The following is a 20230-nucleotide window of genomic DNA, read 5'->3' as shown; positions in this document are numbered from 1 at the left end:
CTGCTGGCCTGGGCCGACGGCGGCACCACCGGCATCTCCAACCTCGGCCAGCCCTGCCCCAAACACCACCGCCTCAAACACGGCTCCGCCTGGACACCGGCCGGGGCCAGCAAGGACCACCCGCCGGGCTGGACCTCACCGTCCGGACGGCACTACCCCAGCGAACACCAAGACTGGGAACCACCCGAATGGCCCGACCAAATCCTCAGCACGGACACAGAAACAGACACCGGACCGGACCACGGCCTGCCCTCGGATCGAGGCCGCCATCCGGACCAGGGCCTTGAACTGGGCCCAGGCCTTCAATCGGACCCGGCGCGCGCCAGCCAGGATCCCGGTCTGGAAACCTTGGAGGATCCAGATCAGGCATGTGTCCGGGAACCCGGCCCGGATCCCGAACGGGAACTGCCCCCGGACCCCTTCCCGGACTGGTACCAATTCACGGGTGAGCATCCACTGCCCGCCGCAGAAACTGAGGATCCCGGCTGGCCAGAACCCCTCGACGACCCCTACCCGGAATGCCTCCTGCTCCAATCTGCCTGATCGGCTGGTAGCGTGCCCTCTTAGCGTGATAATCCAATCAAGTTGGCGGCATGCTTCCTGCCGTTTGGTGGCTCGGACGCGGAGGACGAGAGATCACCGACTAAAGAAAGAGTCCGGTCCTTCATGCGAAGGAACAGGCCCGCCACCTCCGAATTCGCTCATTTGAGGTTCGTCCTAACCTCAGAACTGCCATAGGCCCCCGCGCGGTCTTGGATCCGTGGCCGCCTTCCGTCCAACAGCCACCGGCCGTCCACTGCCCCTGTCCGTCGCACCCGTGCAGGACTACGATTTTGCCCGTTGACCTAGCACACGGAGACCAGCACAGGCAGGGGCAGAAGAAGAATGAGGAAAGCACTGTGACCGGAGGGACGAGGCTAAGCGGACCGCACTGGCGGCGAGTGGTGGCAGCTCTCGCCAACAACGACGCGCGGACCGCCTACGCGCAGATCGTCCTGGGCGCCAAGCTCCCCGACGTCGTTGCTCAGCTGAATGACCAACGACGCAACCGGGCCATCACTGCCCTGCTGGAGTCAGGGCTCGTTGAACGGAATGCTGCCGACGAGCTGGAGGCACCTGAGGCGATCTTTCGCGACCTGCTCACGCAGCAACCCCGGCGACAGGCGCAGACCGGGTTGGCTCGCTTCATGCGGCTGGGCAGGATCGACAGGTATCCAGCCAACATGACCGAGCGGCGGGAGCTCCTGGCCTGGATTGTCACTGAAGTCATCGAGCCGGGCGAACACCTAACGGAAAGGCAGGTAAACGAACGGCTCCTCAGTTATACCGATGATGTCGTGATGCTCCGCCGCTACATGATCGACTTCGGACTATTGGAACGAACGCCCTCCGGCTCCTCGTACTCGCGGCGCGGCGACACATAGGTCCTAACCGGCGAATGCGCTGATTCTGCGTTCGCAGCCGAACGCTTGAGCCGACGGAAACTATGCCCCGGCACTTTGATAAAGCCTTGCCCGTTCGTCGAGAACGGCCATGGCCGTGACTAGGCGCCCGGGGAGCGGAACCAATGCCTCCCGGAGCCAGAAGGTGTCCGTGTAGGCATGGAACCGGTCCGGCTTGACGTGCAGTTCCTCGGCTACGGCCACCACGTGATTGTGAGCCGCAGAGTAACGTGCCGAGGACAGCTGGTTCCGTCGCCGGTGCAGCTCCAAGCGCACGTCCATATTGGCCAGATCGAGGGCCGCCTCTGCTTGGGCTCCCTCGTCAAAATCCAGCAATCCGAGCGGGGACCGGTCGTCTGCTGCGATGATCTGTTTGGCGTGCAGGTCTCCGTGGGACCACCCCAGCGGATCCGGGGCCGTCCGAAACAAATTACTCGTCACATGCTCTGCCGCGGCCCGTAAGGCGGCGCCTTGGGGCGACATTTCCGGCACGTTTTCGAAGTGACGCAACCAGCGGTTCACGCATCGCCACAGATCCGCTGCTTCCACCTCTGCTGAGCGGAGCGGCAGGCTGCTCAGAACGCTGCGTGCGGCGCTGCCGTGCTGTGCGCTCAGCTGAGCAACCCATGAGCGCGCCCATTTCTCCCATGCCGCCACAAACGTTTCATCGCTGGTGGAGTCATCCTCACTCAGCTCGTTCAGGGTCGGTCCCGGGACGGCGCCGAAGACGATGACATCCTCGGAGCTGCGAAGGATCCTTGGGGTCATGAAGGTGCCGGCGGCGCCCAGGAGAATTTCCACGTGTGCGCAGCGCTCGGCGGACGCGATGGCCTGCCCTGGCCGGAAGACCTTGCTGTAACGGTCCCCCGCGCGGACCACCGCACGCCGATGGGGTCGATACGTAATGAGGTCGCCTTGCTGCACTTCCGCCCGCAAGGCGGGCAACTCGGGATCGTCCAGCGGTGCGAGTTCAAAGCGCCCGTGACGCAGATAGGCTCCACGGAGGCCGCGGGTCCGGCCCTGGCTGACGACCTCCAGCAGGTAGTCCCCTGGACTTTTGTCGAACCAGGCCCGGCTGACGCGCCAAGTCGTGCCCGTAGCTTCGTCGGCGTATTGCAGACCGGGCAGGTACCACTTCATGGGATCAGCTCCAGCGGTGGAAGTGCCACTACAGATTGTGTGACCAGCATGGACGAAGACAATGAGGTCCAGATGAAAGTCGCATTAAGGAACACTTATGCGGCCGGGGGAACTGCGCCCGCCTCGCTGGTCACCTTCACCGTGGAGGAATACAAGGACATCGTGAAGCTTTCAATCGTGCACGAAAACATTCCCACCGCCGAAGATGCGGAGGCCGCTGCCCTGGGCTGGGCTGCTGTCGGCTCCAACCTCAAATCGCTGCTCGAGACCGGCAAGGTCCTGCCGCAGGCGCCCTGGGATATGCACGCCGAAGTGCGCGACGCCCAGATGCGCGCCAAGGACTAGACGATATTCAGCAGGTCGACTCCATCCGCTCATGGCAGGTGCTGCGTACGACCCGGGCGCTGTCAGCACAGTCGTAGGTTACTTTGGAGACCGGACACTAGTGGCCTGGCCCCGGGCCCCGAAGGAGGACTGAGTGGACAGTGATGCTGGTTCGTGGTTCCTGAGTCGCGCTGAGCGGGGGAATCTGGGCACAGAAGTGCATGCGGGCGGCGCCGGCTCCCTGACCTGGTCAGAAGGCAATCTCGTGCGTCCCCTGATTCATGGAGCAACCTACTTCGCCCGGCTGCATGAGGAGTTGACGGCCCTGCAGGCGGGAGACCGCGTGTGGTTCACCGACTGGCGTGGCGACGCCGACGAACGGCTGCTGGCGGACGGACCGTCGATCGGCGACGTGCTCGCGGAGTTGGCCCGTGCGGGAGTGGAAGTGCGCGGCCTGGTCTGGAGATCCCACGGAGAGCGCGTATCGGCCCCGATCAGCGGCCGATCCAACGAGCTCCTGGGTCGTGAAATAAACGAGGCCGGCGGAGAGGTCCTGCTGGATCAGCGTGTACGCCTGTTCGGTTCCCATCACCAAAAAATGTTCATCATCCGATGTCGAGACAATCCGTCGCGGGACGTCGCCTTCGTTGGCGGAATCGACCTTTCCCACAGCCGTCGAGACGCTGCCGACCACGCGGGAGACCCGCAGGCGGTCACCATGGATTCCCGGTACGGGAAACGACCACCCTGGCACGACGCCGCCCTGGAACTGCGTGGACCCGTGGTGGCAGATCTGCTGGCAGTGTTCGCCGAACGGTGGAACGACCCCCATCCCCTGGACCGACGCACCCCCTACCGGATGCTGCTGCAACGTCTGGCCCGCATGCCCCGGCACCCCGAGCCGCTCCCGGCCACTGCGCCGCCGCCACCACCGGCGGGCCCGCACGCCGTGCAGCTGCTGCGCACCTACGGCGTGAAACGTCCCCCGTTCCCGTTCGCGCCTCAAGGGGAGCGCAGCATTGCCCGCGCCTACGCGAAGGCCTTCGCCCGCGCCCGCTCGCTGATCTACGTCGAGGATCAGTACCTGTGGTCGACAGAGGTGGCGGCCGGAATCGCGGAGGCCCTCGAACGGAATCCAAAATTGAAGGTGATTGCCGTTGTGCCCCGCTACCCCGACTCCGATGGGCCTCTTGCGGGGCCGCCTAGCCGGATCGGGCAACTGCGTGCCATCGGAATGCTGCACCGCGTCGCCCCTGACAGGGTCGGCGTGTTTGACCTGGAGAACCGCTTGGGAACTCCGATCTACATCCACGCCAAAATCTGCATCATCGACGACACCTGGTTTACCTGCGGCTCAGACAATTTCAACCGCCGATCCTGGACCACCGACAGCGAGCTCACCTGCGCCGTGTTCGACACGACTGCCGACAACCGGGACGCGGCCGCCACAGACAACGGCCACGACACTTCCCGGCCGTTGGCCCTTCGCCTCCGGCTCCAACTGTGGGCCGAACACCTGGGCCTGGACCAGAACGATCCCCAGCTTCATGACCCGGCGGCCGGGCTCGAGCTTTGGAACACGACGGCGGACGCTCTGGACCGCTGGCATGAAGCTGGCCGCCCCTCCCCGCGACCCGCCGGACACGTGCGCCACCACACCCCAGAGCCAGTGTCGGCCCGCCAACGTCTCTGGGCAGATCCGATGAGCCGCCTGATCGTGGACCCGGACGGCCGCCCCCACCGGCTGCGCGGAACTACCCAGTTCTAGGCAAGCAAGTCTGGTGCAAAGGTCGCGCGGACCTCCGACAGCCGACTTCTCAGTCCAACTTCCGGGTACCAGTTCAGGCACGGCGCGGCTCTTCGGATCGATACTTCTCGACCTCCACCGGAGGCGGCGATGGCATGAATCCGCGATCCTCCCCTTGCCTGTGAGAAGCGTCTCAAATAAATACGGCCGCAGCCGGGAACCGGCCACAGACAGGTAAAGTTATCTATTCGTAACATCTCCTGACTGAAATGTGTGTGAATATGCCTGAAGAGTCCGCTAATGACGACAAGCCGAAACAGCTCCTCGGACTAAGTGGCACCCACACTATTGGCTCGGCCTTGGCCGCGGTGACCTCTGCCTTGGTGGGGTCCTTTCTAGGCGTTGCCGGGACGCTTATCGGAGCCGCGCTCGGCTCTATCGTCGCAACGGTGGGCGCCGCTCTCTACGCCCGAACACTCAGTTCGGCCGCCACAGTGGCAATGAAAAAAATCCCCCAGCGCCGCAGAGGCGGACTGCCCGCTGACGACGGGGACCTGCTGGTCGCCTGCGCGCCGGCCGAGAGCCACGAACCTCGAGCCGAACGTGTGAGGAGGCAGCTCACCCCCAAGACCTGGATCAAGGTCGGGGCGGTCAGTGCTGCCGCATTCGTTATCGCGATGGTCGGTGTCACGGCGATCGAATTCGGAACCCACAAGCCCATCTCCAGCCTTGTCTCGTCGACGTCGAACATCGACGGCGTCGCGACGGGGCAGACGACGACCCTGGGCAAAGCATTGAGCGGCAATGCGACTGTCCCGGACAAGACAGACGAATCGGCTAAGGACCTGAAGGAAGTGCCTGGCCAAGTCAAGCAAGGCGCTAACGAAAAAGGTGGCCTGACCACGGACGGTAGCGCCAGTCGCGGGGACAGCGGCTCGGCCGGAACTGCAGAGCCGGGAGCCGACCAATCAAGCAACACCCCACCGGCGGATCCCGCCCCCGGAACCGAATCGAGCCCGGCGCCTGCCCCCGCGACCGAACAGACCCCGGCGCCCGAGGTGTCCTCGGGATCGGCCGAGCAGCCCGCACCGTGATGGCGAAGTTACGGACGCAGGCCGGATAGGAAACCCCTCTTATTTGGTTGGTTCCGAAGGGGTCACCTAGATCACCTCGAGCACGCGTTTGTGGGTGGGCGGGGGATGGGCGCGATCCAGGTCAGCCAGGTCGCGGGGCGTGAGCCGAACGTCGAGGGCTCGGTGGCATTCCTGGACATGGTGCGGGCTTGAGGCCTTTGGAATCGCCAGGACGAGCGGCCGCCTGAGCACCCAGGCGAGGGCGATCTGCGCCGGGCTGGCGCCGTGTTCGGCTGCGATGCGGACCAGCACGGGATCGTCCAGCATTCGACCCTGTTCCAGGGGCGAGTACGCCATCAGCGGGATGCCCCTCCCGACGCAGCGGGGCAACAGATCGAACTCGATGCCCCGGCGGGTCAGGTTGTACAGCACCTGGTCGGTCGCGACCTTCTGGCCGCCGGGCAGGCGCATAAGGTCTTCCAGGTCCGCCACGTCGAGGTTGCTAACGCCCCAGTGCCGGATCTTTCCGGCGCGCTGCAGGTATTCGAAGGCTTCGAGCGTTTCGGCCAAGGGAGCAACGCCCCGCCAATGCAACAGATATAGGTCGATCCTGTCCGTTCCAAGGCGACGCAGGCTGCCCTCGCAAGCCGCGACGGTTCCGCGCAGCGTGGCGTTCTGCGGCAGGACCTTGGTGACCAGGAACGCTTCGTTGCGGCGTGCGCCCAAGGCCCTTCCGACGAGTTCCTCGGCGGCGCCGTTGCCATTCGGCGGTATCGACCACGGGCATCCCCAGGTCCAGGGCCATCTGGATCGCCGCCGTCTCGCGCGCGGCGTCGCCGGGGCGCTCACCCATTCCCCACGTTCCGATTCCGAGCACCGGGACAGCTTCACCGGACGGAAGAACTATCTCGCGCATCGTATCTCCCGTCAGAAGATGCCCGTTCCCGCGGGAAGCACAGCGCCCCGCTTTCCGCAGTGGACCACAGCGGACCGCGCCCCCGGCTGTTCCGGACAGACGAAACATTGTGCCGGCCGCCCGGCCACGGCTCACTTCTACCACAGGTCCACCGGCCCTGCCGGATGGTCGGGCCGTGCTGCTGGCTCCACGGACGGTGACCCTGTCCGGCGGCAGCGTGTTTTTTCAATCTACTCCGCCGGAGCAGGACACGATAGGTGGCCTAAATCCGGGATCGGCGCCGCGCGGCTTCTGCGGTCACGGTGGAAGTCCTGGACCGGGCCGACGACGAGGCGACCGTGGGCTCGGAAAATACCGAGCGTACCGATTGCCAGCCGCTGCATGCGCCCGCTTTCCCCGAATGGGCTAGGCCGCCGCCGCCAGGGCTGCAGCGATGGGCTGGCTGCCGTCACGGAACCCAATAGTCCGGCCGATTGCGGCAGGCAGCTCCAGGGCGGCCGCAGCGACGAGGGCGACGTTGGCGCGGGCGGTTTCGGCAGCCTGCCAGGTCTCGTTGACGTGGACGTCAATCAGGCCGCTGCCCGGCTTGTCCGTGAGCGCGCCGGGGCCGAGGATGGTCCAGTCCAGGCTGGTGCCTCGCAAGTAGGAGTCAGCGGCGGCCTTGGCCTCCGCGTAGTGGAAGAAAGGGTTATCCCGGGGCACTCCGTGGTCCGGTCCGGCTCCAAGATAGGACACCATGACGTAGCGGCCGACGCCGGACTGGACAGCAGCGTCCATGGTGCGGATCGCGGCGTCACGGTCCACGGCGTAGGTCCTCCCGGGGTTTCCGCCGCCGGCACCGGCTGACCATACGACGGCGTCGTGACCCGCGAGCGCCTCGGCGATTTCCGCCGTCGTCGCGTTCTCCACGTCCAGGACGACGGGGGTGGCGCCGGTTGCCGCGACGTCGGACGCGTGGTCCGGATTGCGGAAGATGGAGGTGACCTCCTGCCCGTCCGCCGCCAGGGCCTTGGAGAGTTCCCTAGCCACTTTTCCGTGGCCGCCGATGATTGCGATTCGGGTCATAGACCCATTCTGTCCCACGTTCCGCCATCCCGGCACCCATTGCGCTATCAGATTCGGCGGCGTTGCCGGCGGCTTGGCGTCCAAAAGTGAAAGCGCAACAGGGTTATGTGACAGTGATCACGACGTCGTCCACCCATTTGCCGGGCGCAGTGACCATGCCGGGCGCAGGGTTCTGGTTCTGGCTTGCCCCTGTCTTTGCCCGTGGCACCGCTTTTGGCCTGACCATACTTTACTGTTCCACCTCATACACGGCTGCGACGTCTTCCCGACCGCGACCGGCCCTGACAGTTGCCTTGAGGCGTTCGCGCACTGCTTCCAGGAAAGGCAGCCTGAGTTTCGCGTTCTGCAAGGTCAGCTCGAGGTCCTTGAGGGCAAGGTCGACGGCGAAGCCTGCCGGATACTGCTGCTTCTCCATGAGGTCGATCTTGGCGAACGCATAGGGCATCGCCAACGGGGTGGCTTGAAGGGTTCTCACCAGGGTCTCGTGGGGGACTTCCAGGGCTTCGCACACTTTTAGTACGTCGGCGGTCGCGACAGTTGATGCTGCCAGCCATGTGTTCACGGCCAGTTTGAGGGCGCTGGCCTCCAGCCCGGCCCCGACAACATTAATTTCCTTGCCGAGGACCTTCAGGACCGGGCGGGCAACGTCCACGGCGGCGTCCTGGCCGGAAACCAGCCAGAGCAGCGCCCCCTGCCGGGCCTGGGGGGTGCTTCCCGAGACCGGCGCATCGAGGAAGGTGATGCCGTGGCTGGCCGCAATGTCGCGCAGCTTATGTGCGTCGGCCGGCCCGACGGTGCTGACCTGAACCCAGACGGCGTTGGAGCTCATGGCCGGCAGCATCTCTTCGGCCACGGCGGCCACGGCCGGTCCGTCGCGGAGCACGGTCAGCACGATATCCGCGTCTGCGACGGCCACCGCGACGGTTCGGGCCGCCAGCACTCTGGCCGACTCCGCAGCGACCTCTTCAGCCCGGGCCGCGGTGCGGTTCCACAAACAAACGTCAAAACCACTTTCGGCTAAGCGGGTAGCCATGGCCGCTCCGAGCGCACCTGCACCAATTACTGCAACGGTTGTCATGGTGATCTCCTTTGACGGAATTTTCTTGGAATGAGGAATTTTCTTGGAATGAATTGTCCGGCCGAGGCACGGCCTGTCATAGCGCCGGTGCCTCCGGCACTCCGGGAGCTGCAGTCGGCGGTGTTGCAGCTCAGGGAGGGTCCACACAGCAGCTGGTGGCGCGCAGGGTCGACTTTACCTCGCCATCGCCCTCCAGTGCGTGGGCCGCACACATGTCGCGGGGCATTGCATTCATAGCGGCATCGACACGAATCCAGCTTGGCTTTATCAGCCCTGCCGGAGCGGACCGGAACCAGTCTCCGTCAATGGCCCCGCGGCAACGTCGCAGGCGACGGGCAGCATGGCGAGTTTCATCGCCACTCTGTCGTCGGCGCCCCGGATTGTGTAGGCTCCTGCCATGGCTCGGCGCAGCTTTCTTCAGTGGCCGGTCGTCCGGCAGTTCAGTACGGGCGACCTGCTGGGCCGCGGCCCGGCGGTAACCTCCCCGCGGACGAGGGAGATCATGCCGCGGACGGCCACCGCAGACCGAGTCGTGCAGAGCGTGTGCCCGTATTGTGCCGTAGGCTGTGGACAGCGGGTCTACGTCAAGGACGAAAAGGTCGTTCAGATCGAAGGCGATCCCGATTCGCCTATTTCCCGTGGCCGGTTGTGCCCCAAGGGCTCTGCGAGCGAGCAATTGGTCAACTCGCCAGGCCGGCAGACCGAAGTACTCTACCGCGCGCCACGCTCCACCCAGTGGCAGCATTTGGATCTCGAAACTGCCCTCGACATGGTGGCGGACCGCTTCGTCGATTCCCGCCGCAGGACGTGGCAGCAGGAAGACGAAGACGGCCGGCTGCTTCGCCGCACGATGGGCATAGCCTCACTGGGCGGGGCAACCCTGGACAACGAAGAGAACTACCTGATCAAGAAACTCTTCACGGCTGCCGGAGCAGTGCAGATCGAGAACCAGGCACGTATTTGACACTCTTCCACGGTTCCCAGTTTGGGAGCCTCGTTTGGACGCGGTGGTGCAACGCAATCACTGCAAGACATGGCCAACGCGGACTGCATCATCATTCAGGGTTCCAACATGGCCGAATGCCATCCTGTGGGATATCAGTGGGTTGCAGAGGCCAAGGCCCGCGGAGCGAAGGTCATCCACATCGATCCCAGGTTCACGCGCACCTCGGCCGTCGCGGACAAGCACATTCCCATCCGGGCCGGCTCTGACGTCGTCCTCTTGGGCGCGCTGATTAACTACGTCATCACGCACGACCTGTGGTTCAAGGAGTACGTGAGCGCGTACACCAACGCGGCAACGCTGGTTCATGCCGATTACCGCGACGCCGAGGATCTGGGCGGACTGTTCTCCGGCTATGATCCGGAGACGGGAGCTTACGATAGGGCGTCATGGTCGTACGCGGAACAGGGCGGAGGCACTATCGACGACGCTGGGGCTGGCACCGAGCACGGCTCCCATGCGTCGGATCGTGCCGCGGGAGACCAGTTCGGCAGCGGCGGTCCAGCCCTGGAACACGCCCAGGTGCAGCGTGACGATACCCTGCAGGACCCCCGGACCGTTTTCCAGATCTTGAAGCGGCACTACGCCCGTTACACCCCGGAGATGGTCCAGGACATGTGTGGCATCGACGTCGCGGACTTTGAGTATCTGGCCCACGCCATCACGGAAAATTCCGGGCGCGATCGGACAACGTGCTTTGCCTACGCTGTCGGCTGGACCCAGCACTCGCTCGGAGCGCAGTTCATCCGGGCCGCCGCCATCCTGCAACTTCTGCTCGGCAATGTGGGCCGCCCGGGCAGCGGAATCATGGCCCTGCGCGGCCATGCAAGCATCCAAGGTTCCACGGACATTCCGACCTTGTTCAACCTGCTGCCCGGGTACCTGCCAATGCCCAGCGTCGGGCGCCATGACACCTTCAGCGAATACCTGGATGCGGTCGCGTCGAAGAAGCAGAAGGGCTTCTGGGCGGACGCCGACTCCTACACCATCAGCCTGCTGAAGGCCTGGTGGGGCGAGGCCGCGACCGCGGAGAACGACTGGGCCTACGATTACCTTCCCAGGCTGACCGGAGCGCACGGCACGTACCAGACGGTGATGGACATGCTCGCGGACAAGGTGGAGGGTTACTTCCTGCTCGGACAGAACCCCGCCGTGGGCTCGTCCAACGGCCGCATGCAACGTCTGGGCATGTCGCATTTGAAGTGGCTGGTGGTGCGCGACTTGAATCTGATCGAGTCGGCGACCTGGTGGAAGGACGGCCCGGAGATCGAATCGGGGGAACTGCGCACCGAAGACATCGAGACCGAAGTGTTCTTCCTGCCTGCAGCAAGCCACGTGGAAAAGGCCGGCTCGTTCACGCAGACCCAACGGCTGCTGCAGTGGCGGCACCAGGCGGTGGCACCGCCTGGTGAGTGCCAAAGTGAATTGCAGTTCTTCTTCGAGCTGGGCCAGCGGATCCGCGAAAGACTGGCGGGTTCGGAGGACGAACGCGACCGTCCGCTGCTCGACCTCACCTGGGATTACCCCACCGACGAGCACGGCGAGCCCGACGGCGAGGCGGTGCTGGCCGAGATCAACGGCCGCCACCTCAGTGGCCCGGACGCGGGCAAACCGCTCTCCGCGTATACGGAGCTGCGCGCCGACGGTTCCACGTCGGCGGGCTGCTGGATCTACACCGGCGTCTACGCCGACGGCATCAACCATGCCGCCAACCGGAAACCGGGCCAGGAGCAAGGACCTGCCGCCTCGGAATGGGGCTGGGCGTGGCCGGCCAACCGCCGGATCCTCTACAACCGGGCGTCGGCTGACCCGGCCGGTAAACCGTGGAGCGAGCGGAAGAAATACATCTGGTGGGACCAGGAACAGGGACGGTGGGTCGGAGACGACGTGCCCGACTTCCCGGTTGACCGTGCTCCGGGCAGCCAGCCCGACCCCGATCTCGGTGGTCCGGCCGCCTTGACCGGAGATGACCCCTTCATCATGCAGGCAGACGGCAAGGGCTGGTTGTTCGCGCCTTCGGGCGTCGTCGACGGTCCTCTTCCCACCCACTACGAACCGCAGGAATCGCCGGTGGCCAACGGGCTTTACCCGCAGCAGCAAAATCCGGCCCGGCTGGTGTACCCCCGCGCCGACAACCTCAGCGCACCAAGCGCCGGTACCAGTGGCGCGGACGTCTATCCCTACGTCTTCACCACGTACCGGCTCACTGAACACCACACTGCCGGCGGAATGAGCCGCTGGTTGCCGTACCTCTCGGAGCTGCAACCGGAAATGTTCTGCGAGGTCTCTCCCGAGCTGGCCGCTGAGCGCGGACTCGAGCCCTACGGGTGGGCCACGATCATTTCGGCCCGCTCCGCCATCGAGGCGAAGGTGCTCGTCACCCAACGGATGAAACCCCTGGCCGTTGGCGGCCACACCGTCCATCAGATCGGGTTGCCCTACCATTGGGGCGTCGGAGCGGATGCTGTCGTCAGCGGTGACGCGGCCAACGACCTGTTGGGCGTGACGCTGGACCCCAACGTCCAGATCCAGGAATCCAAGGCCGCCTCCTGTGACATCCGCCCGGGCCGCCGGCCGCGCGGGGCGGAGCTGCTTGCCCTGGTTGCTGAGTACCAGGCCCGGGCCGGAGCGACGACCGAGACCGGGAACCGACTCGTTACCGATCCGGGCGCGGAAAGCCTTGACCCGGGCCGCCGAGCGGACGGCCGCACCGACGGCCGACCAGGATGATGGGCATCTTCACTGCCGGTCCGGCGGGGCCACACCATCCACCGCCTGCTCCGCCTGCTCCGCCTGCACAGCCGGTGCGCTCTGGCAGCGTTCCGGATACCGACTCGACGTTGGAGGATTAGATGGGCCAGCTGTCCGGACCGACCGACCCCGCCGCTGATGCCCGGTGGGAGGATCAGCAGCCCCGCAAGGGGTTCTTCACAGACACCTCCATCTGCATCGGCTGCAAGGCGTGCGAAGTGGCCTGCAAGGAGTGGAACCACAACCCCCAAGACGGGAACCTGGAGCTGCTGGAATCTTCCTATGACAACACCGGAGGGCTCGGTGCCAGCACCTGGCGGCATGTCGCCTTCGTTGAACAGGGCCAGGAACGTATTACCGAGGCGCGGGAGTCCGGGCGCGCGCTGGTCAACCTCGGCATGCCCCGCATCGGCCCACCGCCGACGGCAGCGTCCGCCGGGCCGGACCTGGCGAACGTGGATACGAGGCCGCCGGACACGGCAGACTTCCGATGGTTGATGTCCTCCGATGTCTGCAAGCACTGCACGCACGCCGGGTGCCTGGATGTCTGCCCGACCGGAGCGCTTTTCCGCACGGAGTTCGGCACTGTGGTGGTCCAGGACGACGTGTGCAACGGCTGCGGAACCTGCGTCGCCGGGTGTCCGTTCGGCGTGATTGAGCGCCGCAGCGACGGCATGGTGGCGGTGGCCGCCCAGCGGGAGGAGCAGCACGCCAAGCATCCGGCCGTCCCCAACGTCGGCGTCGCCCAGAAGTGCACGCTGTGCTACGACCGCCTGGTCAACGATGAGACGCCCGCTTGCGCGAAAGCTTGTCCGACGACATCCATCAAATTCGGCAACCACGACGACATGGTGGAGACGGCCCGGGAACGGGTGGTCTCCCTGCACGAGCAGGGACTCACGGAAGCCAGGCTCTATGGTGCGAACGAACTCGACGGCGTCGGCGGAACCGGAGCGGTCTTCCTCCTGCTCGACGAACCGGAAGTGTATGGACTTCCGCCCGATCCGAGAGTGCCCACAGCCGATCTGCCGCAGATGTACCGGCGGGCCGGTATGGCCGTCGCCGGCATGGTCGCCGCTGCGGCGCTGGCTTTCCTGGGAGGGCGCGCGTGACCCACTCTGAGTTCGACAGCTTTCGGCCGCCCGAGCCTGCCCGCCGTCGCCGGGCTGGCGGCAAGCGCGGCACCGGACGCCGCGACGTCGGTGACGGTTCCCGTGAAATGCCTATGGTCCCGGAGCCCGAATTCACCTCGTACTACGGCCGTCCGGTGGTGAAGCCGGCACCCTGGACCGAGGATGTGGCCGCCTACCTGTTCCTTGGCGGTGTCGCAGCCGGTTCCGCACTGCTTGGTCTCGGCGGCCAGCTGACCGGGCGGCCGACGCTGCGCCGGAATGCCCGGCTGAGTGCCTTGACGGCGGTGAGCTTGGGTGCTGTTGCCCTGGTGAAGGATCTGGGCAGGCCGGAGCGCTTCCTGAACATGCTGCGGACCATCAAGCTGACCTCACCGATGAGTGTGGGCTCGTGGATTCTGAGCGCGTTCAGCGTCGGCACGGCTGTCTCGGCGGCAGCGGAAGTCGATCGGATGACCGGGGCGCGGTTGCCGCTGGGTCCGTTGCGGAACTTGCTGCAAGCGGTCGAGGGACCGGCGGGCTTCGAGGCCGCGCTTTTCGCCGGACCGCTGGCGGCGTACACGGCGGTCCTGCTCGGTGACACGGCCACACCCACCTGGAACGCCGCGCACGAGGAATTGCCATTCGTTTTCGTGAGTTCCGCGGCCCTCGCTTCTGCCGGGCTCGCGATGATAACGACTCCGGTCCAAGAGGCCGGTCCGGCCCGAAAACTTGCTGTGCTGGGCGTGATGGGTGACGTGGTTGCCATGCGGGTGATGGAGCACCGGATGGACCCGGTGGTGGCCGAGCCCCTGCACCAGGGCAAGGCAGGTGTCATGCTGAAATGGAGCGAGCGGTTGGCGGCTGCGGGCGGGCTGGGGACACTGCTGGGCGGACGCAACCGGGCGGTGGCCGCGGCTTCGGGACTGGCACTGCTGGCCGCCTCGGCGCTGACCCGGTTCGGCGTGTTCGAGGCCGGCCTGTCCTCGGCCAGGGACCCGCGTTACACGATCGAACCGCAGAAGAACCGTCTCGCCGCCCGCCGCGCCGCCGGCATCACCGGCGATTCGATCACTACTGCCGGCTGACGGCTCTGCCGTGGTTTAGGGGATCCTGGGGTCAGCGGATCTCGATGCCCTGGCCGACGACGGTATGCCCGATCACTGGATAGCCGGGCACCTCGCCGACGACGAGCAGGCCGCCGGAGGTCTGTGCATCGGCCAGCAGCAGCAGGTCGTCTTCGGTGACGCCCGCGGCGGGCCGTAGGTGCGGTCGAACCCAATCGAGGTTGCGCCGCGTCCCGCCGGAGACAAAGCCGTCCCGCAACGCCTCCCGGGCGCCCTCGACGAGTGGCACCGCCGTCCGGTCGATCACTGCCCCCACTCCGGAGGCGCGGCACATCTTGTACAAATGTCCAAGCAGGCCGAAGCCCGTCACGTCCGTGGCCGCACGCACGCCCGCCGCCACCGCGGACTCGGCTGCATCGCGGTTCAGGCGCGTCATCGTCACTACCGCTTCCGCGAACACTTCGCCGGTCTGCTTGTGCCGGTTATTAAGCAGTCCGACGCCGATCGGCTTGGTGAGCGTGAGCGGCAGGCCGGGCTGGGCGGCGTCGTTGCGCAGCAACCGGTCGGGATGAGCGACGCCGGTGACCGCCATGCCGTACTTCGGCTCCGGATCGTCAATCGAATGCCCGCCAATCACCGGGCACGCCGCCTCGGAGGCGACGCTCAGGCCGCCGCGGAGTACTTCAGTCATCAACTCCAGCGGCAGCACGCCGCGGGGCCAGCCGACGAGGTTGATCGCCATGATCGGGCGGCCGCCCATCGCGTAAATGTCCGAGAGTGCGTTGGCGGCAGCGATCCGGCCCCAGTCAAAGGCATCGTCGACCACGGGAGTGAAGAAGTCGGCGGTGGACAGCACCGCCAGGTCGCCGCGCACCAGGACGGCTGCTGCGTCGTCGCCGCTGTCAAGACCGACCAGCACGTCCGCGCCTGGCTGGCCGGCAAGGCCGCGCACCGCTTCTTCGAGCTCGCCGGGCGGAATCTTGCACGCGCAGCCACCACCGTGGGCATAGCCGGTGAGCCGGACTGCGCCGACGCCGTCGTCGTTAAGCTGCGGAATAGACGTCTGGGTCTCTTTCACTCCCCTAGGTTACCCCCGTGGGTGATCTGCTAGATTGATCCCGGAGGCGTCCGGGTCCTGGTGGGCCCCCCGGTCTTCAAAACCGGTGAGGCTGAGTATCTCGGCCTGGCGGGTTCGATTCCCGTCCGCCTCCGCCAACCACCGGCACTCAATGCCGCGGAAGGAAGAGGGACTGTGGACCAGGTCGATCCCCGCCGCCTGATTCCGCGCACCGACGATCTGCTGGCCCTGCCGGCCGTCCGCGCGGCCCGGAAACGACTGAGTGCACGGCTCATCCGCGAACTCGTCCGGCAAACCCAGGAGCAGGCGCGGCGCGGTGAACTCGATCCCGGCCAGGTGGAACCGGCCCTGCTGGCCGCCGTCGCTGCCCGCACAGCGACCACCCTGTGCCCGGTACTCAACGCAACCGGTGTAGTCATCCACACCAACCTCGGCCGCGCCCCGCTGTCTGCGGCCGCGGTTGAAGCACTTGTCGCCGCCAGCGGCTACGTCGACGTGGAGCTCGATCTGGCAACCGGCAGCCGCGCCCGCCGCGGCGCCGGTGCCCGGGCTGCATTGCTCGCCGCCTGTCCCGTTGCCGAGGACGCGCTGGTGGTCAACAACGGGGCTGCGGCGCTGGTGCTGGCCACCACGGCCCTCGCCGCCGGCCGGGAGGTGGTGGTGAGCCGCGGCGAACTGGTTGAGATCGGTGCCGGCTTCCGGCTGCCCGACCTGATCGAATCAACGGGCGCGACGCTGCGCGAGGTGGGCACGACCAACCGGACGCACCTGCGGGACTACGCCGACGCCCTCGGACCGGCGACCGGCTGCGTACTCAAGGTCCACCCGAGCAACTTCCGGGTGGACGGATTCACCTCCGCTGTTCCGTTGGACGAACTGAGCCCGCTGGCCGCCGCGCACGGGGTTGCCCTCGTGGCCGATCTTGGGAGTGGACTGCTGGCGCCCGATCCGCACCTTCCCGAAGAACCGGACGCTGCCACCGCGCTGGCCAGCGGGGCCGACGTCGTCATCGCCAGCGGGGACAAACTGCTGGGCGGACCCCAGGCCGGTTTGCTGCTCGGCCGGACGGAGATCATCTCCCGGCTGGCACGCCACCCGCTCGCCCGTGCGGTGCGGGCCGACAAACTTGCCCTCGCGGCGCTGGAGGCGACGGTCGCGGGCGAAGCACCGCCGGTTGTCCGGGCCCTGCACGCGGACCCGGAGTGGTTGCGGAACCGTACCGACCGGCTCGCCGCGGCCCTCGGGGTACCGGTCGTCGCGCACGACGGCCGGGTCGGCGGCGGCGGAGCACCCGGTGTCGCCCTGCAGGGGTGGGCGCTCCGGCTCCCCGAAGCGCTCGCCGGCCCCTTGCGTACCGGTAACCCGGCCGTGCTCCCGCGCGTCCACGACGGCTCCTGCCTGCTCGATCTGCGCTGCGTTCCTGAAGAGGACGATGACCGGATACTCGACGCGGTGCGACAGGCGCTGGCGACGCTCACGGGTTCGGATGCAGGCAGGGCGGGCTGAACCGTGCATGTCGTTGCCACCGCCGGACACGTCGATTGCGGCAAAAGCACGCTGGTGCGCGCGCTTACCGGCATGGAACCGGACCGCTGGGAGGAAGAGCGGCGCCGCGGGCTGACCATCGACCTGGGCTACGCCTGGACCACGCTGCCTTCCGGGCAGGATGTTGCCTTCGTGGACGTACCGGGCCACGAACGATTCCTCGGGAACATGCTCGCCGGAATCGGGCCCGCTCCCGTCGTCTGCTTCGTCGTCGCTGCCGATGAAGGCTGGCAGGCGCAGTCAAGCGACCACCGGGACGCCGTCGCGGCCCTGGGCATCGAGTACGGCGTCGTGGTCATCAGCCGGACCGACCGGGCGCCCGGGCAGATTGGTGAAGTGCTCGCCCGGACCCGCAGAGAGCTGGCCGGGACAGGCCTGGCGGATGCGCCCGCAGTAGCTGTGTCTGCGGTCGAGGGCACCGGCCTGGCCGAACTGCGTGCCACGCTCGACGGCGTTCTGGCCGGGGTGCCCGCCCCCGCCACCTCAGGGCGGCTCCGGCTGTGGGTGGACCGCTCGTTTACCATCAAGGGTGCCGGAACCGTGGTGACCGGAACTTTGGCAGCGGGGACGCTCGCTCAAGGTGACCGGCTGCAGCTGCTTGGCCACGATGGTTCGCGGTCCGTGGTGGTCCGCGGCCTGCAAAGCCGCGACACGTCGTACTCCTCGCTGGGGCCGGTCAACCGGGTGGCGCTGAACCTGCGCGATGTTTCCGCGGCCGACGTCCGCCGGGGAGACGCGCTGCTGACCCCCGACGCGTGGCCCGTCACGGGCGTCCTGGGCATCCAGCGCACAACCGGCGTGGCCTATACGGACGTACCGGAGCAGCTCATGGTGCATGCCGGCACTGCTGCCGTGCCGGCCCGGCTGCGCCCCTTCGGTGCCGACCACGCCCGGCTTGTCCTGGACCGGCGCCTGCCGCTCGTTCTCGGAGACCGTCTGGTGCTGCGGGACCCCGGGACCCGCTCGGTGCTGGGTGGCGCGCAGGTGCTCGACGCCGACCCGCCGGCCTTGCGGCGGCGCGGGGACGGCGTCCACTGGGCCGAGCGGCTCGCAGGCATGGACGCCGCCGGAGACGTGCTTGGGGAAGTGGCAGGCCGCGGGGCCGTGCAGGAAGAACACCTGCGTCGGCTCGGGCTGTTGTCTGGGCACGAGGCGGCGCCCCCCGGCGTCCGGGTACTCGGCGACTGGTGGGTGCACGCTCCCCTCTTCGAGGCATGGCAGCGTCGGCTGCGTACGGCACTCGCGGAACTGCATGAGCGCGATCCCCTCGCCCCGGGCCTTTCCCGGGGCGCGGCCCGGGACCTCCTCAACCTGCCCGATGAGCGGCTACTTGACCCGGTCATCAGCGAAGCAGGCCTCGAACAGGAGGGCGGCCACGTCCGGCTGCCAGGCACCCAAGGCAACCTTGGCGCCGTCGGGCCGGCGGTCGCCGAGCTGGAGCGCAGGCTGACCGCAGACGCCTTCCATGCCCCGGAAGCCGATGAGCTCGCCACGCTGGGCCTGGGCGCCCGGGAGCTCGCTGCCGCCGAGCGCGCCGGGCGGCTGTTGCGGTTGCGTGATGGGGTGGTGCTGCTGCCTACGGCACCGGCCGTTGCGATGCGCGAACTGGCCCGCTTGGAGCAGCCCTTCACCACGAGCCAGGCACGCCAAGCCCTCGGCACAACTCGACGGGTCGCGGTTCCGTTGCTTGAATATCTGGACTCACGCGGCTGGACCCGGCGCCTGGATGCCGGTCACCGCACCGTGGTGCGGTGACCGGGGCGCTTAGCCTCTCGATGATGTTGCTGCCGTTGCTCCCGGTGGCGTAGATGCCCCCGTAGAGGAGGAGCCGACGTCGGCTGTGGCCCGGTAGGTTCCCGGTTCGGTGTCCGTACCGACGGTCCAGATGCCATCGCCGATGGTGTTGGCCGCCTTCGTCTTCTCGGCGCCGGTTACTGCTTCTTCGCGCTTCTTGACCTCGGCTTCGGCGGTCTTCACAGAGGCCTCGGCCTTTCCGACCTCTGTTTTGCGGGAGGCGGCCTTGGCTTCCCGGGCCGCCATCCCGTTCTCCAACGTGTCGTACCTTGATTTCATCGACTCGTAGCTGGACCTGGCCGAGTGGATACCAGTCCCCCAATGCGTGGTTCCCCGCCGCCGTCGCAGCTCCGGAGGATGCCTTCGCAGCTGCAGAACGAAGGTATGTGCATTCACCCGTTGACCCCAGAGATGACGTTCCCGTGACCGGTTCGTCCCGCCGACGTAGAATCGTGCTGGACAAGGAGCGCCGGCCGGCGCAGCGCCACAGCCCGTCCAAGGAGGACCCCTATGAGCCACGCAAAGACCAGCCCTGAGGCTGCCGCCGCCGCACAGACCCTGTTCCGGGTCGCCCTCGGAGGCGTGCTCATCGCTCACGGATCCCAGAAACTCTTCGGCTGGTTCGGCGGAGGAGGAATCGAAGGCACCAGCAAGGGCATGCACGCCATGGGCTTTCGCCCAGCAAAACCCAGTGCCATCCTCGCAGGCGTGGGTGAAGCAGGAGCCGGCCTTGCCCTGGCTCTGGGACTGGCCACTCCGGCCGCCGGCGCCGCCGCTGCCACCACGATGGGCGTCGCGGCCAGCGTCCACGCCCCGAACGGCTTCTTCGCCACCGAGGGTGGCCTGGAGTACCCCGCGGTGCTGGGCCTGGCGGCAGCATCGTTCACCATCGGAGGGCCCGGACCCTTCTCCCTGGACTCGCTCACCGGTCATGTCCTGGACCGGCCCTGGATGCGGGCGGCTGCCTTAGCCGTGATACCGGCAGCCATCGGCGTCCAGATCTACCGCCGGCGTAAAGCCCTGGCCAACGACACGTTGGCACCGGATTCCGGATCCCCGGTGGAAGAAGGCTAAGCCCATCCCGACACGCCTCAGCCA

16 protein-coding genes, 1 tRNA gene and 1 pseudogene are annotated in these 20230 nt (G+C 66.9%); 12 read left to right on the top strand and 6 right to left on the bottom strand.

Translation table 11 applies throughout. The annotated features are described in order from the left end of the window. Together AC1DEM_RS15635 and AC1DEM_RS15630 are read left to right on the top strand one after the other, a co-directional pair. Window positions 1–543, top strand: a pseudogene (locus AC1DEM_RS15635) (hypothetical protein); the annotation flags it as partial. Window positions 544–899: 356 nt separating this feature from the next. After that, on the top strand, window positions 900–1424 hold the full coding sequence (locus AC1DEM_RS15630) for a DUF2087 domain-containing protein (RefSeq protein WP_476885215.1): 525 nt from the start codon (window positions 900–902) through the stop codon (window positions 1422–1424). A gap of 60 nt (window positions 1425–1484) precedes the next feature. Here the strand turns inward: AC1DEM_RS15630 and AC1DEM_RS15625 are convergent, their stop codons facing one another. Next, window positions 1485–2582, bottom strand: coding sequence for a phosphotransferase (locus AC1DEM_RS15625; RefSeq protein ID WP_476885214.1), 1098 nt, complete (start codon window positions 2580–2582; stop codon window positions 1485–1487). Window positions 2583–2630: 48 nt separating this feature from the next. Here AC1DEM_RS15625 and AC1DEM_RS15620 point away from each other — a divergent pair, with 48 nt between their 5' ends. The 3 genes from AC1DEM_RS15620 to AC1DEM_RS15610 all read left to right on the top strand — a co-directional run bounded on the left by AC1DEM_RS15620 (window position 2631) and on the right by AC1DEM_RS15610 (window position 5747). Beyond that, window positions 2631–2927, top strand: a complete 297-nt coding sequence (locus AC1DEM_RS15620) for an SRPBCC domain-containing protein (protein WP_476885213.1) — start codon at window positions 2631–2633, stop codon at window positions 2925–2927. 244 nt (window positions 2928–3171) lie between these two features. Beyond that, entirely contained in the window at window positions 3172–4674 is a 1503-nt protein-coding gene (locus tag AC1DEM_RS15615) for a phospholipase D family protein (protein WP_476885212.1), read from the top strand. A gap of 260 nt (window positions 4675–4934) precedes the next feature. Further along, the gene (locus AC1DEM_RS15610) at window positions 4935–5747 is read left to right on the top strand and encodes a hypothetical protein (RefSeq protein WP_476885211.1); all 813 of its coding nucleotides are present in this window, start codon (window positions 4935–4937) and stop codon (window positions 5745–5747) included. Window positions 5748–5813: 66 nt separating this feature from the next. Here AC1DEM_RS15610 and AC1DEM_RS15605 read toward each other — a convergent pair whose 3' ends face one another. From AC1DEM_RS15605 to AC1DEM_RS15595, 3 genes are all read right to left on the bottom strand, one after another. Further along, a complete protein-coding gene (locus AC1DEM_RS15605; RefSeq protein WP_476885210.1) occupies window positions 5814–6452 on the bottom strand; it encodes an aldo/keto reductase in 639 nt (212 codons plus the stop codon). Between the two features lie 595 nt (window positions 6453–7047). Further along, window positions 7048–7707 carry an SDR family oxidoreductase gene (locus AC1DEM_RS15600; protein WP_476885209.1) on the bottom strand — a complete coding sequence of 220 codons (660 nt, stop codon included), beginning with the start codon at window positions 7705–7707 and terminating at the stop codon, window positions 7048–7050. A 229-nt stretch (window positions 7708–7936) separates the two neighbouring features. After that, window positions 7937–8932 (bottom strand): NAD(P)-dependent oxidoreductase, encoded by a 996-nt coding sequence (locus AC1DEM_RS15595; RefSeq protein WP_476885208.1) that lies wholly within the window; start codon window positions 8930–8932, stop codon window positions 7937–7939. Window positions 8933–9182: 250 nt separating this feature from the next. Between AC1DEM_RS15595 and fdh the strand changes: the two genes are divergently transcribed. The 3 genes from fdh to nrfD all read left to right on the top strand — a co-directional run bounded on the left by fdh (window position 9183) and on the right by nrfD (window position 14736). Continuing rightward, a complete protein-coding gene (gene fdh, locus AC1DEM_RS15590; protein ID WP_476885207.1) occupies window positions 9183–12518 on the top strand; it encodes a formate dehydrogenase in 3336 nt (1111 codons plus the stop codon). A 122-nt stretch (window positions 12519–12640) separates the two neighbouring features. Beyond that, a complete protein-coding gene (locus tag AC1DEM_RS15585; RefSeq protein ID WP_476885206.1) occupies window positions 12641–13651 on the top strand; it encodes a 4Fe-4S dicluster domain-containing protein in 1011 nt (336 codons plus the stop codon). Further along, entirely contained in the window at window positions 13648–14736 is a 1089-nt protein-coding gene (gene nrfD / locus AC1DEM_RS15580; protein WP_476885205.1) for an NrfD/PsrC family molybdoenzyme membrane anchor subunit, read from the top strand. Before AC1DEM_RS15585 ends, nrfD begins: the two co-directional genes overlap by 4 nt. 31 nt (window positions 14737–14767) lie before the next feature. Here the strand turns inward: nrfD and selD are convergent, their stop codons facing one another. Next, complete coding sequence (gene selD / locus AC1DEM_RS15575) at window positions 14768–15793, bottom strand: selenide, water dikinase SelD (RefSeq protein ID WP_476885204.1); 1026 nt, start codon at window positions 15791–15793, stop codon at window positions 14768–14770. A 42-nt stretch (window positions 15794–15835) separates the two neighbouring features. Between selD and AC1DEM_RS15570 the strand changes: the two genes are divergently transcribed. The 3 genes from AC1DEM_RS15570 to selB all read left to right on the top strand — a co-directional run bounded on the left by AC1DEM_RS15570 (window position 15836) and on the right by selB (window position 19093). Next, window positions 15836–15930, top strand: a tRNA-Sec gene (locus AC1DEM_RS15570). 37 nt (window positions 15931–15967) lie between these two features. Then, a complete protein-coding gene (gene selA / locus AC1DEM_RS15565) occupies window positions 15968–17299 on the top strand; it encodes an L-seryl-tRNA(Sec) selenium transferase (protein WP_476885203.1) in 1332 nt (443 codons plus the stop codon). A 3-nt stretch (window positions 17300–17302) separates the two neighbouring features. Continuing rightward, window positions 17303–19093: a selenocysteine-specific translation elongation factor gene (selB, locus tag AC1DEM_RS15560; protein WP_476885202.1), complete on the top strand. Its 1791-nt coding sequence runs from the start codon at window positions 17303–17305 to the stop codon at window positions 19091–19093. A 9-nt stretch (window positions 19094–19102) separates the two neighbouring features. On the opposite strand, the gene AC1DEM_RS15555 is transcribed toward selB, so the two are convergent. Continuing rightward, window positions 19103–19378 (bottom strand): hypothetical protein, encoded by a 276-nt coding sequence (locus AC1DEM_RS15555; RefSeq protein WP_476885201.1) that lies wholly within the window; start codon window positions 19376–19378, stop codon window positions 19103–19105. A gap of 264 nt (window positions 19379–19642) precedes the next feature. Between AC1DEM_RS15555 and AC1DEM_RS15550 the strand changes: the two genes are divergently transcribed. Continuing rightward, entirely contained in the window at window positions 19643–20206 is a 564-nt protein-coding gene (locus tag AC1DEM_RS15550) for a DoxX family protein (protein WP_476885200.1), read from the top strand. Window positions 20207–20230 lie beyond the last annotated feature (24 nt).

The organism is Arthrobacter sp. 05T420, assembly GCF_056396305.1.
This window is presented reverse-complemented; position numbering and strand designations above follow the sequence as displayed.